Here is a 15766-nt window from a genome sequence, read left to right as displayed (position 1 = left end):
CTTGTGTGAACCCGCCTAGTTTATTCTTTAGATCTGCCGTTTTTGACCGCAGACACATCTTGAGAGGAATACACCTTGGCAATAGTCGGAGAGCTAGCTCCAGATTTCAAGCTTCAAAATCAATTCGGTGAAGAGGTCTCGCTCTCATCGCTTCGAGGCACTGCGGTCGTGTTGGTTTTTTACCCTCTTTCCTTCTCTGGGATCTGCACGGGGGAGCTGTGCGAGCTTCGCGATAACCTCTCGATGTTCGAGCACTCAGGTGTCAAGCTAATCGGCATCAGCGTTGACTCCAAGTTCGTTCAGGCCAAGTTTGCTGAGCAGGAGGGCTACAAGTTTGATTTACTAGCTGACTTTTGGCCACACGGCGAAGTTGCCAAAAGTTACGGAGTGTTTTTGGAAGAGCGTGGGATAGCCACTCGTGCGACTTTCGTGATTGATTCTGAAGGTGTTCTGGTAGCTAAGTTCGTGAACGGCCCCGGTGAAGCGAGATCACTTTCTGACTATAAAAAAGCCCTCGAGTTGGTTTCTTAGAAAAAACCCACTAGTATTTCGGGCGGGCCTTTAGCTCAGTTGGTAGAGCGCCACGCTTACACCGTGGATGTCATCGGTTCGAGCCCGGTAGGGCCCACTCGACCCCTTTAGTTAGGCAACTATGGCGGACTTCGAGCGTCCCAAGCGCAGAGCACTTAGTGACGCCGAACTCGCCGAGGAACTTTCAAAGTTCCCATCTGACCTCAAAGGCATTGAGCGGGCTCAAGACCTGATTGCAACCCAACAAAAACTCCGCGAACAAGACGCTTCCGCTCTCGAAGCTTGGTTTGAGCAGATGCGGCAGCGAGATGATGAGTTCTCGAGGGGATTGATTCAAGAAACTCTCGCTGAACTTTTTCCAAGCGATCAATCAACCCCTTCTGCGCCAGTTCCAGAGCCGACATTTTCCTCTGAAATCTCGGTGGTTACCAGGCGCAGTGTTGTCTCGCAGCGCCTAAAGATTGCACAGTTTGGTGCCGCACTGGTTCGCGCTGTTGTTCTTGCACTAGTTGCTTTGGGCGTTGGTGCTTGGCTGGATGTGCATAGCCTCGATTTATTGCTTGCTTATGCTGTAGGCGCGGCGGTCGCTCTTATTGCCAGTAACCAGCTGCGATCCCACGAGCTTCACCCGATTCTTCGCTCAGCTGCGGTTTTCGGAGGCCGAGGAGTGTATCTGGCTGCTCCATTACTGCTTGCATCGCTGAGCTTCGCTTTGATAGCCGGTTTTCCAACAGAGTCAGAGCTTTCGAGTATTCGGCTTGAGTTTGGCTACCAAGCCTTAGCTGTGCTGGCAATCGGGATGGTGGTGTTGCTCTCTCAGCTGGCTCCAGCTAGGTTCCATGGACTGCTCATTGCGACCCTTGGGCTAGCAACTTTTGGGGTCGTGCTTGCACAGAGCTTCAGGACGACACCGTCGTTTACCGGCAATTGGTTTTGGGCTGCGGTCGCTATCGCGATCATTGGCTTTTTACTCTTGATCTTTGGAATTCCACACCGCAGGGCATCGGTCGTCCAGGATGCTGGGGCCCTTGGTTCAGGTGCTGCGTTGATACTCCCGGTGAGCTTTGCGACCGGGTACGAAGGCCAAGAGTTTGTGAGTATCGTGGTGATTTCGATACTGATCTTTGGTTTATCCGCCGCGGGTAGGGACATCTCAGGCGGTGTTCGTTCCCGACTCCTAGGTCTCTCCGTAATGATTGGTTTGATCCTGAGTCCGCTGCAGGGGTTCCTAATCCCACACGTTATTTCCGCTCTAGCTGCAGCATCGGTCTTGCTGCTGGGCGACCAGCTGGTGCGAAGACAGCCTCTCCACTTAGCTTCACTTGATACCAGCTACGGTTTCTATGGCTCTTTTCAACTCGTGAGCTGGAGCTCAGTTGCCATTGCCTCCCTAATTCCTAATTCCCTCGTTATGACCCTGCTTCCACCAGTCATGAACCAGACGGAGTGGAGTTTGACTCTTGGCACTGCCACCGGTTTGTTATTCGCGCTCCTTCGGATCCGGGTCATCCGCGGGCAAGACCGAGAGCTTGAAAACATCGATCCGCGCAACGCTCGGATCGAAAATCTGCTTGGCTTGTGACCATGAAGATTTCCGAGCTGATTGACTTTGCAAATCAAAGATGGCCACTTGACGCAAAAGCCAGTTGGGATAACCCAGGTCTTGCAATTGGATCCCCACGCTCCACTGTGAACAAGGTTCTGCTCAGCGTTGATGTGACACCGCAGATCATCAAAGAAGCCGCAACCTCCGGCGCGGGTCTTGTCTTCTCCCACCATCCGTTGCTCCTCAGAGGTGTTGATAGCGTGAACGCGGAGACCCTCAAGGGCAATGTCGTGACCAGTGCAATTACCAATGGGATCGCAGTTTTCTCAGCTCACACAAACGCGGATTTCGCATCCGGTGGCGTGAGCGAAGTTCTGGCCAAAACAATTGGAATTGCCCCCACTGGACCGCTAACCAGTGAGGGAGATGGCGTCGTTGGAAACCTCACCCCGCAGCGACTTGTCGACTTCGCGCGCCTGGTGGCAAAGCTTTTGCCCTCGGTAGCCCAGGGCGTCTTGGTTCAGGGGGATCCTGAGCGCATTATCTCGAAAGTTGGTTTAGTTGCTGGGGCGGGGGATAGCTATCTAGATGCGGCGAGAGCTGCAGGCGTCGATCTATACATCACCTCGGATCTTCGACACCACCCCGCCTCCGATTTCAGAGATAACGCGATAGTGTCTGGCGGGCCGGCCCTAATGAACATCGCTCACTTCAGCGCCGAATGGCCATGGCTGGAGCAGGCGGCCGCTGAGCTACGTAAAGCTTTTCCCGAGGTAGAGTTTGTGGTCAGTGAACTTAATACGGACCCATGGGATTTTGCGGTGATGCAGTGAATTTAGAAAGACAACTCGAATCTCTATTGCAGTACCAAGCCGTATTACTTGAGATAAGAAAACTCGAGCAGCAGGCTTTAGTTCTTAAAGCAAATGCCGCTAATGAACAGCTGCGAGAAATGCTGCTGGAGAAGTCAACCGAGCTCAGCTCGAATCTTTCTAAGTCCGAGGGATTGATTCGCGACCGTAAGCGAATCATTGAGGAGCAGGGTCTAGTCTCCAAGCGCTTGGAACAAGATGCATCAAGACTGAAGACCACAGCCGTCCCGCGGGATGCGATTTCACTGCAGCACGAGATTGATACGCTGAATAAACGGGCCGCGATCCTGGGCGAAGAGCTTGCCGGTCTGGATGCCGAGATTGCAGCCCAAAACGAGATTCATCATCGAATCGAAAAAGAGCGAGAGGACCTCGAACGTGAGCTTGAGCTTGGTCGTGAGTCAGTCAAGCTCGAACTTGATGAGCTGAGAGCCAAGCACGCTGCCGATAAGAAGCTGGCCGAAGAGCTCCGGGCAGCAATTGATGAGACGCTGCTGGTTGAATTCGATCGCTTGTTCTCGCGCGGGGTGGCAATTGGTGGGCTGAGAAAGAGCATGTGCGGAGCCTGCAACATGACTCTGACCTCAACCGCGTTGAACAATTTGCTGGCTACTCCAAAAGACTCTCTGCTGCACTGTCCCGAGTGCGGTGCGATGCTGGTGCGCGAATGATCATTGCCTACGCCGATGGTGCCTCTCGAGGCAACCCCGGTCTAGCCTCCTATGGCGCGGTGATCTATCAAGACGACATGGAAATTGCGCGTCTAAATGGAGCTCTTGGTATAGCGACCAACAATGTTGCCGAGTACTCCGGCGTGATTGCCATTCTCGAGCACACCGCAGCACACTTCCCGCACTCCGAGCTTCACGTGCGGATGGACTCCAAGCTCGTTGTTGAGCAACTAAGTGGGCGTTGGAAGATCAAGAGTCCTGACATGGCCCAGCTGGCGATTAGGGCCAGATCCCTAATCGGCAATCGCAAAGTGACCTTCGAGTGGGTCCCACGGGAGCAGAACTCGGTTGCTGATGCTTTGGCTAACCAAGCTCTCGATGCCCCCAGCGAGAGTCGATTTCAACCCGACCTCGCGATGACGCAGCCCAAAAGCATCAGAGCGCCAAGGCAAAGCGTTGAGCCAACGGTTGTGTATGCAATCCGACACGGTCACACCCAATCCACCGAGTCAGGTCTCATTTCTGGATCCTCGGATGACCCGAGCTTGAGCGATCTTGGATTGAGAGAAGCTGCTGCAGTGGCTGCGGTAATACCTGAGCTAGCTAGGCGCTTTGACCTCGCACTGCCAGAAAAGGTCATTCACTCCACGCAATTGCGCGCAACGCAGACAGCAGAGGCGGTTGCAGGGGTGCTGGGTGCAGAAATGAATGCATCTGATCGCCTTCGTGAAATCTCCTTTGGCGACTGGGAGCGATACTCAATGGGGGAGTTGGAGCGGGACATCTCTCACGAGATCTCAAATTGGCGCGGCTCAATGACTCAAAAGCCTCCCGGCGGCGAGTCGGTGTCGGACTTGGAGAATCGAGTTCTCGCTGAGCTAACCGAACAGATTCTTGCGAACCCGGGGGGTTCGGTAGCGATTGTTGCTCATATGATGCCGATGCGAGCGATTGCCCGAAAGGCGCTGCTGGCTGGCGTGGATGTCTCCTGGTCAATGCAATTCCTACCGGCATCAGTATCGGTATATCGATTCTTTGGCACAGACTTCGCCGAGACTTTTGCTCTGAACTATTGCGCACACCTACCGCTTGACTAGGCTTAGCTAGCTAATTGGGTCAGCTAGACGATCGCGGCATCGCCGAGGAACGTCCGGGCTCCACAGGGCACGGTGGTGGGTAACGCCCACCCGGGGTAACCCGAGAGACAGTGCAACAGAAAGCAGACCGCCCGAAAGGGTAAGGGTGAAACGGTGGTGTAAGAGACCACCAGTGATTGGGGTGACTCAGTCAGCTATGCAAACCTCACCGGGAGCAAGACCAAGCAGAGGGATTAGGCGGCCCGTCGCTTCCCTCGGGTAGGTCGCTAGAGCACTGCGGCAACGCAGCGCCGAGATAGATGATCGTTCAAGACAGAACCCGGCGTATCGGTTGACCCAATTAGCGCTTTCTCTCCAAGGCCTTATTCGCGAGGTAAGCAGCACCGATGATTCCAGCGGAGTTCTTAGTCTGTGCCGGGATGATCGCGGTTTTTAGATTTAGAAGCGGCAGGAACTTCTCTGACTGCTTGCTGATTCCGCCACCCACAATGATCAAATCAGGCACTAAAAGGTTCTCCAGATGAGAGAAGTAGGTCTGAAGTCGCTTTGCCCACTCTTCAAAGTTAAGGTTCTCCCGTTCCATCGCGCTGTAGGCGGCACGGGTCTCGTAATCAACACCATCGATTTCTAAGTGCCCTAATTCAGCATTCGGGATCAGCTTGCCATCGTAAAAGATCGCGGTTCCAATTCCGGTGCCGAGGGTGGCCATGATGACTAGACCGTCTTTGTTCTTGCCTGCACCGAAGTTGAGCTCGGCAACACCTGCGGCATCGGCGTCGTTTAGGACATGCACCTGACGCTTTAGTGAGTGTGAGAAGAGCTCGTGGGCATCGAGACCAATCCAGCGTTTTGAGACGTTAGCTGCCGACTGTGTGTGGCCATGCTTCACAACCGCAGGGAAGCAAATCCCGATTGCACGATTTCCCTTTTCGTCGAGCTGCTCAACGATTTGAGCGCAGGCTGCGGCGATAGCCTCCGGCTCCCCGCCCGCTGGGGTTTCAATTCGGATGCGCTCCGAGGCAAGTGAGCCCTTTTTGGTATCAACCAAGGCAGCCTTAATGCCAGTGCCGCCAATGTCGATACCTATCGCTTTGCGCCTCATCTATGCCTCCGTCAAAATTTCTGGGCCGTCTTCGGTAATCAAAATAGTGTGTTCAAACTGAGCGGTAAGGGATTTGTCCTTGGTGGTCACGGTCCAACCGTCCTCCCACAAATCCCAGTCGTGAGTTCCGAGCGTCAGCATTGGCTCAACGGTAAAAACCATCCCTGGCTCGATTACGGTGTTGTATTCAGGGGCGTCGTAGTGGGGGATTATCAGGCCGCTGTGAAATGAGGTGCCGACGCCATGGCCTGTGAAATCGCGAACAACCCCGTAGTCAAAACGTTTCGCGTAGCTCTCAATCGCGCGACCGATGATATTGACCTCACGTCCTGGTAGTGCCGCTCTGATACCTCTGAGCATCGCCTCCTTGGTTCGAGTTACGAGATCCAGAGCCTCTTGAGACCCATCTCCAACCACAATCGAACCGTTCGTGTCACCGTGGACTCCGTCAATAAAGGCGGAGATGTCAATGTTTAGGATGTCTCCCTCTCGGATTATCGTGTCATCAGGGATGCCGTGACAAATAACCTCGTTGAGAGAACTGCACAGAGATTTTGGAAAACCCCGATAACCAAGGGTTGAGGGGTAGGCATTCTGGCTGAGTAAGAACTCATGTCCAATTCGATCGAGTTCATCGGTAGTGATGCCAGGTTTTGCGGCACTAAGAACCACCTCGAGGCCCTGGGCTGCGATCTTCGACGCTTTTCTAATCGCCGCAATAGTCTCATCGTCGTACCTGTCGCCACCAACGTGCTGGGCAGGGGATGGCTTGCCAACGTATTCGGGTCTTTTGATGTGCAGGGGGACGGGCCGCTGGGGGCTGATTTGTCCGGGTATCAAAACACCCTGCTCGGTTCTTGGCACCCCGAAAGTCTAGTTTTCGAACCGGCTTAGAATTGGGCTATGGAGCAAGAAACCCAATTTTGGTTCAACACGAAGACGGGTCAGGTCGAGACCGGCCCTCAAGCTCTTGCTTTAGATCGAATCGGCCCGTTTGCTTCGGCCCAAGAGGCTGCACGAGCTCCGGAAATCATCGCGGAGCGGGCGAGAGCAATAGCCGAGGAAGAAAGACTCGAGGATTAGCTAAAGCTTTGTTCCTCGGTAGGGAAGCTTCCGGAACGGACCTCGTCGCGGTAGTCGCTAGCTGCAGCTAGAAGCTGCTCCCTTAGATTTAGATACTGCTTGGCAAACTTCGGAGACCTATCCGATAGGCCTGCAAAGTCAGTCCAAACTAAAATCTGGGCATCGCAGCCAGATCCCGCGCCAATGCCGATGGTTGGAATCTGAAGCGCGCTGGTGACCCGTTCTGCGAGCTGCGCTGGAATCATTTCGAGCACAACTGCAAAAGCCCCTGCTGTTTCAAGAGCTTTGGCATCGTTTAGAAGCTGTTCGGATGAGTCCCCGCGGCCTTGCACCTTGAATCCAGAAAGTTGATTCACGGACTGTGGCGTGAAGCCAAGGTGCCCCATAACTGGAATTCCTGCGTCTACGATTCGCTTTACGGCTTCCGGCCTAGAACCCTCAAGCTTGACTGCATCAGCACCGGTCTCTTTCATTATTTTGATAGCGGAGGCAAGAGCCTGCTCGCTCGAAAGCTCGTAGCTACCAAAAGGCATGTCGACAACCACCAGAGCAGATTTGGTTGCCTCGGTAACGGCTTTCCCGAAATGCATCATTTGATCGAGTGTCACGGGAATTGTTGTTGGGTATCCCAGGACAACATTGCCCGCGGAGTCGCCAACTAGAAGGACCTCGATCCCAGCCTGATCAAAAATCTGTGCGGTTAGGGAGTCGTAACTTGTTAGACACGCAAACCGCTCGCCCTTTTGCTTGAGCTTTGCGAGAGTGCCGGTGCGTATCTTCATCTTGTTTCAAACCTTGTTGTGATGGGGACCCTTCGTCCCGAACCGAAGCTAACCTCACTGAGCTTAGTTCCGATTGCACCTTGAGAACGCTTCCACTCAGCTGCTCGGATCATGGCATCGGTCTTCAGAACCAGGTCCTCGGGATACCCAGCTGCAACGGCCTGAGAAGCCGTTTGGTTCTGCTCGACCAAAATCCGGATTATGCCATCCAAGATTTCGTAATCGGGAAGAGTGTCCTGGTCAAGCTGCCCCGGCCTCAGCTCAGCGGATGGTGGCTTTTCAATAGAAGCTATAGGGATCAACTCTTTGCCCGCGCGCTCATTGACAAACCTCGACATTCGCCAAACATCCGTCTTGAGAAGGTCCTTGATCGGTGCGAAACCGCCTGCGGAATCTCCGTAAATTGTGGAGTAGCCAACTGCCACCTCGGACTTGTTTCCGGTTGTCAAAAGCAGCCGGTTCTCAGAGTTAGAAATACCCATCAGTATTACTGCTCGAAGTCTTGCCTGAAGATTCTCCTGCGCCAAGGGGGAGAGAGCGAGCATCTGTTCGAAAGCCAGGTGAGCTGGTTCGATGGGAACCTCGCGGTATTCAAGGCCGAGGTTTCTCGCAACAGCTTTTGCATCGCTGACCGAGTGGTCAGAGGAGTAACGCGAAGGCATAGCAACACCAACCACTTTTTCAGCTCCAATTGCAGCTGCAGCCAGGGCCGCGCACAGAGCGGAGTCAATGCCTCCAGATAGCCCAAGCACGAGCTTTGTCTGCCTGGTCTTCTTCAGGTAATCCCTTAGGCCACAGACCAAAACCTGGTATAGCTTTTCGTCTTCACCAAGCTCTGCGTGCTTACCGTCAACAACTTGAAACAAACCCTCGGCAAAACCAGCTTGGTAACGTTCAGCACCATTTTTATCAAGGACGAAGCTGCCACCATCGAAGACCAGTTCATCTTGCCCGCCACATAGGTTGGCATATGCGATTGGCACCCCGTTGGCATAGTTTTTGGCTGCCAGTAGTCGCTGGGCTGATTTTGTGAAGGTGTAAGGAGAGCCGTTGAGCACCGCGATTAGGTCCACATCTGTTCCGAATGGGTGCTTCTGATTACCCCAGATGTCTTCACAAATCTTGACACCAACTCTTGCCCCTGAAACATTGATGACGAGCTCTTGATCACCAGGAATGAAGTTTCGCCAATCGTCAAAAACGTCATAGTTCGGAAGAAGTTGCTTGTCATAGCTTCCCAACAATTCCCCGGCGCGAATGGCGGCTGCGGAATTGTGCGCTATCGCCTTGGAAGATTGAGATGGGTTCTCGTGCTGTGCGATTCTCGAGTAGCCAACCAAGAGGGTCAGATTTGGAATTGCCTCGCTAAAGGCAACAAGTTCATTCAGCGCCGCTTCCGAAGAGGCCACGATGTCGCGTCGGTAACTGAGATCGCCCAGGGGGTAACCACAGAGCGCTAGCTCTCCGTAGATGACCAGATCAATCCCGGCTTGAGCTGCTTCGAGAGCAGAGGATTTGATTTGGTTTAGATTGCCTGCGAAGTCACCCACTATTGGGTTGGTCTGCGCGAAAGCGAGCCTTATAGGTAGCACAAGCACTAGCCTATTAGCTAGCAAGGAAGGTAGAGCATGGATAAGCAGCAAGAGTTCGTTCTACGAACAATTGAAGAGCGCGGTGTGAAATTCATTCGCCTGTGGTTCACCGATGTTGCAGGAACACTGAAGTCGGTTGCGGTAGCTCCAGCCGAAATAGAAGGCGCTTTCTCTGAGGGTATCGGCTTCGACGGTTCTGCCATCGAGGGGCTCGCTAGAACCAGCGAGGCTGACATGCTCGCAAAGCCTGACCCTTCAACCTTTCAGATTCTTCCCTGGCGTGGAACCGTTGACCCAGCCGCAAGAATGTTTTGTGACATTGCAACTCCTGATGGCAAGCCGGCATCGGCGGATCCAAGGAACGTTTTGCGCAGGGCACTAGATAAGGCAGCCCGAATGGGCTTTTCCTTCTATGTCCACCCCGAGATTGAGTTCTATCTACTTAAGTCATCAGATCTTGGTTCCGATGGACAGCCCGTTCCGGTCGACAACGCCGGATACTTTGACAACGTTCCCGGTGGCACCGCCCACGATTTCAGGCGCCGTGCGGTGACCATGCTTGAGCAGCTCGGGATTTCCGTCGAGTTCTCGCATCACGAGGGCGGTCCAGGCCAAAACGAGATTGATCTTCGATACGCCGATGCCCTTTCAATGGCCGACAACATCATGACGTTCAGGACCGTTGTTAAGGAGGTGGCTATAGAACAGGGCGTCTACGCGACCTTTATGCCAAAGCCATTCACCAACCACCCTGGTAGCGGTATGCACACCCACTTCTCTTTGTTCGAGGGGGATAAGAACGCATTCTTTGATCCAGCCGCCACTTACCACCTAAGTAACACTGCCCGTCAGTTCATGGCCGGAATACTCAAGCACGCACCTGAGATCACCCTGGTTACCAATCAGTTTGTTAACTCATACAAACGCCTCTGGGGTGGGGGTGAGGCGCCAAGCTACGTCTCTTGGGGTCACAACAACCGCAGTGCTCTAATTCGCGTGCCACTGCACAAGCCTGAAAAGGCACAGTCCACTCGCATCGAGTACCGAGCAATGGACTCCGCCGCTAACCCATATCTCGCCTACGCGCTATTGCTCGCGGCCGGTCTGAAGGGCATCGAAGAGGGCTACCAGTTACCTCCCGAGACCGAGGATGATGTTTGGTCTCTAACGGATCTGGAGCGCAGGGCTATGGGTATCGAATCTCTGCCTCAGTCCCTCGACCACGCCATCAGAAAGCTTGAGGAATCTGAGCTTGCTGCCGAGGTTCTGGGAGAGTCCGTATTCAGCTACGTGCTTGCCAACAAGCGTCGCGAGTGGGCACAGTATCGCTCTCAAGTGACACCGTTTGAGATCGAGCAGAACCTCCGCACCTTGTAATGACGCTCGCTCGATCTAGCTCACTGAGTGAGCTGGCACGTCTTGGTTTTGAGGAACTTTCGGAGACGATCCCCAAATTAGACGAACTTGTCTCGCTGGTGGGAGATGTCGGTCATGCTGCCCTGGCTCCCATCAGCGCATCATCTTCACCCGATCGGGCACTAGCCGCTTTGATTGAAATAGCTAGGCTTCACAAGAGGGAGCTCGTGAAGCTACTCTCCAATCCACAACAGGCTTCGAGGTTGTGTGCGGTGCTGGGTGCATCGGATGGGCTTGCCGATTTCATACAGCGCCATCCCGACTCACTCGATGCCTTTAGATCTAGCCCAAAGATCTCAGGGCATTCCCTGGCCTCTAGCTCACGAGATGAATTGCGCATTCGTTACTACCAGGCATTGTTGAGGATCGCGGATTTTGATCTGAGTAGCCAGACTCCGTTGGAGATTGTGCCGCAGGTCACTCGAGCTCTCAGCGATTTGGCTGATGGAACCATACAAGCCGGTATTGAGGTTGCCAAGGTCGAATTACTAGGTGAAGGCAGATTGACCGAGGCTGCGCTTGCGGATCTAAAGTTCGCAGTCATTGCGATGGGCAAAACCGGTGCTCGTGAGCTGAATTACCTGAGTGACGTTGACGTAATCTACGTGGCATCTGGAAAGTTAGACAATTACCTCGATACTGCGACCAAACTGGCGACCAGGCTAGCCAAGGTGCTGGACGAACCTTCAAAGGAGCCTGGTATCTGGCAATTGGATCCAAACCTTAGACCTGAGGGAAAGCAAGGGGCATTAGTTAGGTCGCTGGAGGGCCATCGCGGCTACTACGAAAAATGGGCGGAGCCTTGGGAGTTCCAGGCGCTTCTGAAAGCAAGGTTCGTAGCCGGGGACGAGATTTTGGGCACAAACTACATCCAAACCATCAAGCCCCTGATCTGGTCTCAGCCAAATCGTTCGGCAATTGTGGAGAGTGCACGGCATCTGCGTAAACGGGTGCTTGACATGATCCCGCCTGAGGAACGTGAAGTCGAGATAAAACTGGGAAGAGGAGGGCTTCGAGACGTTGAGTTCACCGCTCAACTACTGCAGCTGGTTCACGGAGTAACGGATGAGTCACTTCGGGTTATGGACACTTTTAGCGCGCTCGATGCACTAGCCGATGCCGGACTGCTATCACGAACCGATCGGGATGCATTCAGACGCAACTACGCATTTCTGCGTGCGGTAGAGCATCGCGTGCAACTTTCAAAGCTGCGCCGCACCCACCTATTCCCGAAGGACCCTTCGCAGCAACGTCGGATAGCGAGATCGCTTGCTTTGTCGCAAACCGAGCTAATTGAGAGGTACTCGAGTGTTCGTGGTGAGACGGCCTCATTGCACGACTCGGTGTTCTACAGACCATTACTACAAGCAACGGCTTCCCTCAGTCCGGACGAGGTTGTATTGTCCTCGGATCAAATCCAGCAGCGCCTTACCGCAATTGGATTTAGGGACGCCAAGGGAGCAACTCAGCACATTGAGGCACTAACTCAGGGCGTCTCTCGCAGGGCGGTGATCCAGAGAACTCTGCTCCCGGTGTTGATTCGATGGATGGCCGAAGGAACCGATCCAGATAGAGCACTACTCACCTTTAGACGCCTATCTGAAGAGCTTGGGGAGACCCACTGGTTCCTAAGGATGCTCCGCGATAGCTCGGGGGCAGCAGAGCGTTTGATGAATGTCTTGTCAAACTCAGCCTTCATCGCAAGGGTGCTGGAGTCAATCCCAGATTCATCCCAGTGGTTCGGGGATGAAGAGACACTAAAGCCCCAGTCACTCGAGCAGATTTCCGAAGAGCTCGATTCACTAATCGAACGAAACGGTGAAGGTGCTCATGAGGCGGTTCGGGCCGTTCGTCGACGTGAGTATCTAAGAGTTGCAATCGGAGCCGTTCTTGGGGCCTCTAGCTTGCAAGAGATCTCCGCTGGGCTAACCGACATCACTGATGCGCATCTCAAGGCGATGCTTGAAATCGCAAAGCTGAGGACTCAGGTCGATGTTGACCTGGGAATTGTTGCCATGGGCAGACTTGGTGGCCGGGAACTCGGCTTTGGCTCAGATGCCGACTGCATGCTCGTCTACCGGGGTGATACAGACCAGAGTGAGGCCGCCAACAAGCTAAGCCAGGAGCTTTTGGTCTTGGTGAAAGATTCCATACTCGAGTTCGAACTTGATTTGGGGCTCAGGCCGGAGGGTAAGAATGGACCCAGAGTTCGATCGATAAGCGGTTACCAGGGCTACTACGAGCGCTGGGCGGAGACATGGGAGTTCCAAGCCTTACTCAGAGCCAGAATGGTTTGCGGGTCTACAGAGCTAGTTCAGGAATTTGTTGAACTGATCAACCGGTATCGCTATCCACTAGAACTCACACCTAAACAGCTCTTGGAAATCAGGCGCATCAAGGCCAGAGTCGAAAGTGAGCGGCTTCCTCAGGGGGCCGACCCGCAGCGACACTTCAAACTGGGTCGAGGTTCACTCAGTGACATCGAGTGGCTAATCCAGCTCAAGCAGCTGCAACACGTTGGCCAGCACCCAGAGGTCGGAGAGGTTGGGACACTGCCTGCACTCGAATCTCTGGTTGCGGTCGGGGTTATTCCTAAAGATGATGCTGAGCGATTGAGAGAGGCATGGCTACTTACCTCTAGGTGCAGAAGCGCACTCGTTCTAGCAATCGATAAACAGCTCGATTCACTGCCGACTGATCGAAGAGCACTTGAGGCGATGGCTCGTATTTTGGAGTATGAACCCGGCTCGGCTGCGGAGCTTGAAGAGCATTACCTAGGTGTGACAAGGCGCGCTCGTCAGGTCTTTGAGAGATTGTTCCTGGAATAAAAAAACGGGGTTCCGAAGAACCCCGTTTTCTATTTGGTCTTAGACGCCGTAGTACAGCTCGAACTCGTAAGGGTGAGGGCGCTGAGCAAGTGGCTTCAGTTCCTTCTCACGCTTGTAGTCGATCCAGGTCTCAATTAGATCCTGAGTAAATACGTTGCCCTGCATCAGGTACTCGTGGTCGCTCTCGAGCGCAGTCAGAACTGCACCCAGGTCGCCAGGAACCTGTGGGATCAACTTCGCCTCTTCGGCTGGTAGCTCGTAGAGGTCCTTGTCAACAGGAGCGTGAGGCTCGATGCGGTTCTTGATACCGTCCAGACCAGCCATGAGCATTGCTGCAAAAGCGAGGTATGGGTTACCAGAGGCGTCTGGAGCACGGAACTCAATGCGCTTTGCCTTCGGGTTGGTACCGGTCATCGGGATACGGATTGCGGCCGAACGGTTTCCAGCTGAGTAAACCAGGTTTACTGGTGCCTCAAAGCCTGGAACCAGACGGTGGTAGGAGTTCACAGTTGGGTTGGTGAAAGCAAGCAAGCTTGGTGCGTGCTTCAGTAGACCACCGATGTACCAGCGTGCGATGTCGGATAGACCTCCGTAGCCAGCCTCGTCGTAGAACAGTGGCTTGCCGTCCTTCCAGAGGGACTGGTGAACGTGCATACCGGAACCGTTGTCACCAAACAGTGGTTTTGGCATGAAGGTTACGGTCTTGCCGTACTGGTGTGCAACGTTCTTGACGATGTACTTGAACTTCAGCACGTCGTCAGCTGACTTGACCAGCGTGTCGAAGCGGTAGTTGATCTCGCACTGACCAGCAGTTCCGACCTCGTGGTGGCTGCGCTCAACATCAAGACCAGCGGCCTCGAGCTCTAGGACAATTGCGTCACGGATGTCTGCCAGGTGGTCGACTGGGGAAACTGGGAAGTAGCCACCCTTGAATGGGGTCTTGTTACCCAAGTTTCCGCCCTCTTCCTGACGGGCAGTGTTCCATGCACCTTCAATGGAGTCCACGATGTGGAATGCAGTGTTTGACTTGTTCTCGTAACGAACCTCATCGAAGATAAAGAACTCGGCCTCTGGGGCAAAGAACGCAGTGTCAGCAATACCGGTTGATGCAAGGTAGCGCTCTGCTTTGTGAGCAACCTGACGAGGGTCGCGGTGGTAAAGCTCGCCATTGCGTGGGTTGTAAATGTCGAAGCTGATGATCAGAGTCTTCTCGATGCGGAAAGGATCGATGTAGGCAGTGGTCACATCTGGGATCAGCTGCATGTCTGACTCGTGAATCGATGCAAAACCGCGGATGGAGGAAGCATCAAAGAGCTGTCCGTTGGCGAAGAAGTCCTCATCGATTTGAGAAACTGGAAGGTTGAAGTGCTGCTGCACGCCTGGAAGGTCAGTGAAGCGAACATCGAGGAACTTGACGTCGTTTTCCTTGATGTATGCGATCACTTCGGACGCGGTCTTGAACATGGAATGCCCTCTCATAGGTAATGGGATAGCGGAACGCTACGAAATCTAGCGCAGGTATGTTTCAGAAATGTTAACCCTTGCGCTTTGGAGCGCGAACCTTGGTTGGGTCAATACCCTTCGGAATTGGCAGGCCAGCACCAGCCCCAAGTGCCTCGAGTCGGTTGGTAACCGCAGTTACCTCAGCACGGTTCATGGTCTTGCCAAGCTTGTAGACGGTCTTTAGTAGCGCATGAAGGCGAATGCCGTTGTCTTGTGAAACCTTCAGTTTATGAACGGTTGCCCCCGGTGCTGCGCGGTTGATCTTCCGAGCCTCATCATCAAGCATCTGGGTTACGCGTGCACCTGAACCCTCGGCAATCAAAACCACGCCCGCTGGACCAACCATCCGGTACACAGCCTCTTTTGTCTTGCCGTTGATGGCAACCGGCATTGGGTTTGCTCGCCAAGATCTTCTTATCTGGCTATCCAGCACCGCACCAACCGCACCGGGCTGACCTTCAATACGCATGTAGGCGTTTCGCTCTGCACGCTTAGACATGATGATCATTGCGATTAGCAGACCAGAAGTCGTGCCAGTTAGGCCCCAGAGAACCATCGACCAGGGGTTACCCGGATCTAGAAGGTAGCCGGCAATTAGACCTACACCGAGAGCTCCTAGGAACCCGAGGGCGGCTATCCAAGCGCTGGAAGGGTCGCTCTTCGCGGTGATCTTATAAACCTGCAGCAGCTGACGGAAACGTCCAGGGGCTTTGTTCTTCTTATCTTTAGGCACGTCAGTAGTT

General features: G+C 53.8%; 14 protein-coding genes, 1 tRNA gene and 1 other RNA gene. 10 read left to right on the top strand and 6 right to left on the bottom strand.

Going from position 1 to position 15766, the window contains the following annotated elements; genetic code table 11:
• The first annotated feature begins 75 nt into the window (after positions 1 to 75).
• From OO713_RS03670 to rnpB, 7 genes are all read left to right on the top strand, one after another.
• The gene (locus OO713_RS03670) at positions 76 to 531 is read left to right on the top strand and encodes a peroxiredoxin (protein ID WP_264786377.1); all 456 of its coding nucleotides are present in this window, start codon (positions 76 to 78) and stop codon (positions 529 to 531) included.
• Positions 532 to 555: 24 nt separating this feature from the next.
• Positions 556 to 628, top strand: a tRNA-Val gene (locus tag OO713_RS03665).
• 24 nt (positions 629 to 652) lie between these two features.
• Entirely contained in the window at positions 653 to 2113 is a 1461-nt protein-coding gene (locus tag OO713_RS03660; RefSeq protein WP_264786375.1) for a hypothetical protein, read from the top strand.
• A 2-nt stretch (positions 2114 to 2115) separates the two neighbouring features.
• A complete protein-coding gene (locus tag OO713_RS03655) occupies positions 2116 to 2910 on the top strand; it encodes a Nif3-like dinuclear metal center hexameric protein (RefSeq protein WP_264786373.1) in 795 nt (264 codons plus the stop codon).
• Positions 2907 to 3620 (top strand): C4-type zinc ribbon domain-containing protein, encoded by a 714-nt coding sequence (locus tag OO713_RS03650; RefSeq protein WP_264786371.1) that lies wholly within the window; start codon positions 2907 to 2909, stop codon positions 3618 to 3620. The genes OO713_RS03655 and OO713_RS03650 overlap by 4 nt, the downstream gene beginning before the upstream one ends.
• Positions 3617 to 4717 carry a histidine phosphatase family protein gene (locus tag OO713_RS03645; RefSeq protein WP_264786369.1) on the top strand — a complete coding sequence of 367 codons (1101 nt, stop codon included), beginning with the start codon at positions 3617 to 3619 and terminating at the stop codon, positions 4715 to 4717. Before OO713_RS03650 ends, OO713_RS03645 begins: the two co-directional genes overlap by 4 nt.
• Positions 4718 to 4732: 15 nt before the next feature.
• An RNA gene (gene rnpB / locus OO713_RS03640) (RNase P RNA component class A) lies at positions 4733 to 5060 on the top strand.
• On the opposite strand, the gene OO713_RS03635 is transcribed toward rnpB, so the two are convergent.
• Together OO713_RS03635 and map are read right to left on the bottom strand one after the other, a co-directional pair.
• Complete coding sequence (locus OO713_RS03635) at positions 5058 to 5819, bottom strand: polyphosphate--glucose phosphotransferase (RefSeq protein WP_264786367.1); 762 nt, start codon at positions 5817 to 5819, stop codon at positions 5058 to 5060. The genes rnpB and OO713_RS03635 overlap by 3 nt on opposite strands.
• The gene (gene map / locus OO713_RS03630) at positions 5820 to 6683 is read right to left on the bottom strand and encodes a type I methionyl aminopeptidase (RefSeq protein ID WP_264786365.1); all 864 of its coding nucleotides are present in this window, start codon (positions 6681 to 6683) and stop codon (positions 5820 to 5822) included.
• Between the two features lie 39 nt (positions 6684 to 6722).
• Between map and OO713_RS03625 the strand changes: the two genes are divergently transcribed.
• On the top strand, positions 6723 to 6902 hold the full coding sequence (locus OO713_RS03625) for a hypothetical protein (RefSeq protein ID WP_264786363.1): 180 nt from the start codon (positions 6723 to 6725) through the stop codon (positions 6900 to 6902).
• Here OO713_RS03625 and panB read toward each other — a convergent pair.
• Together panB and OO713_RS03615 are read right to left on the bottom strand one after the other, a co-directional pair.
• On the bottom strand, positions 6899 to 7684 hold the full coding sequence (gene panB / locus OO713_RS03620; RefSeq protein WP_264786362.1) for a 3-methyl-2-oxobutanoate hydroxymethyltransferase: 786 nt from the start codon (positions 7682 to 7684) through the stop codon (positions 6899 to 6901). The two genes, OO713_RS03625 and panB, sit on opposite strands and share 4 nt — an antisense overlap.
• Entirely contained in the window at positions 7681 to 9276 is a 1596-nt protein-coding gene (locus tag OO713_RS03615; RefSeq protein WP_264786360.1) for an NAD+ synthase, read from the bottom strand. Before OO713_RS03615 ends, panB begins: the two co-directional genes overlap by 4 nt.
• A gap of 36 nt (positions 9277 to 9312) precedes the next feature.
• Here OO713_RS03615 and glnA (OO713_RS03610) point away from each other — a divergent pair, with 36 nt between their 5' ends.
• Together glnA (OO713_RS03610) and OO713_RS03605 are read left to right on the top strand one after the other, a co-directional pair.
• Positions 9313 to 10653 carry a type I glutamate--ammonia ligase gene (glnA, locus tag OO713_RS03610; RefSeq protein WP_264786359.1) on the top strand — a complete coding sequence of 447 codons (1341 nt, stop codon included), beginning with the start codon at positions 9313 to 9315 and terminating at the stop codon, positions 10651 to 10653.
• Entirely contained in the window at positions 10653 to 13520 is a 2868-nt protein-coding gene (locus OO713_RS03605; RefSeq protein ID WP_264786358.1) for a bifunctional [glutamine synthetase] adenylyltransferase/[glutamine synthetase]-adenylyl-L-tyrosine phosphorylase, read from the top strand. The genes glnA (OO713_RS03610) and OO713_RS03605 overlap by 1 nt, the downstream gene beginning before the upstream one ends.
• 39 nt (positions 13521 to 13559) lie before the next feature.
• On the opposite strand, the gene glnA (OO713_RS03600) is transcribed toward OO713_RS03605, so the two are convergent.
• The gene (glnA, locus tag OO713_RS03600; protein WP_264786356.1) at positions 13560 to 14984 is read right to left on the bottom strand and encodes a type I glutamate--ammonia ligase; all 1425 of its coding nucleotides are present in this window, start codon (positions 14982 to 14984) and stop codon (positions 13560 to 13562) included.
• A 70-nt stretch (positions 14985 to 15054) separates the two neighbouring features.
• Positions 15055 to 15756 carry a DUF4191 domain-containing protein gene (locus tag OO713_RS03595; RefSeq protein ID WP_264786355.1) on the bottom strand — a complete coding sequence of 234 codons (702 nt, stop codon included), beginning with the start codon at positions 15754 to 15756 and terminating at the stop codon, positions 15055 to 15057.
• Positions 15757 to 15766: the final 10 nt, after the last annotated feature.

Origin of the sequence: Aquiluna sp. KACHI24 (assembly GCF_025997915.1) — a bacterium.
Taxonomy (GTDB): Bacteria; Actinomycetota; Actinomycetes; order Actinomycetales; family Microbacteriaceae; genus Aquiluna.
This window is presented reverse-complemented; position numbering and strand designations above follow the sequence as displayed.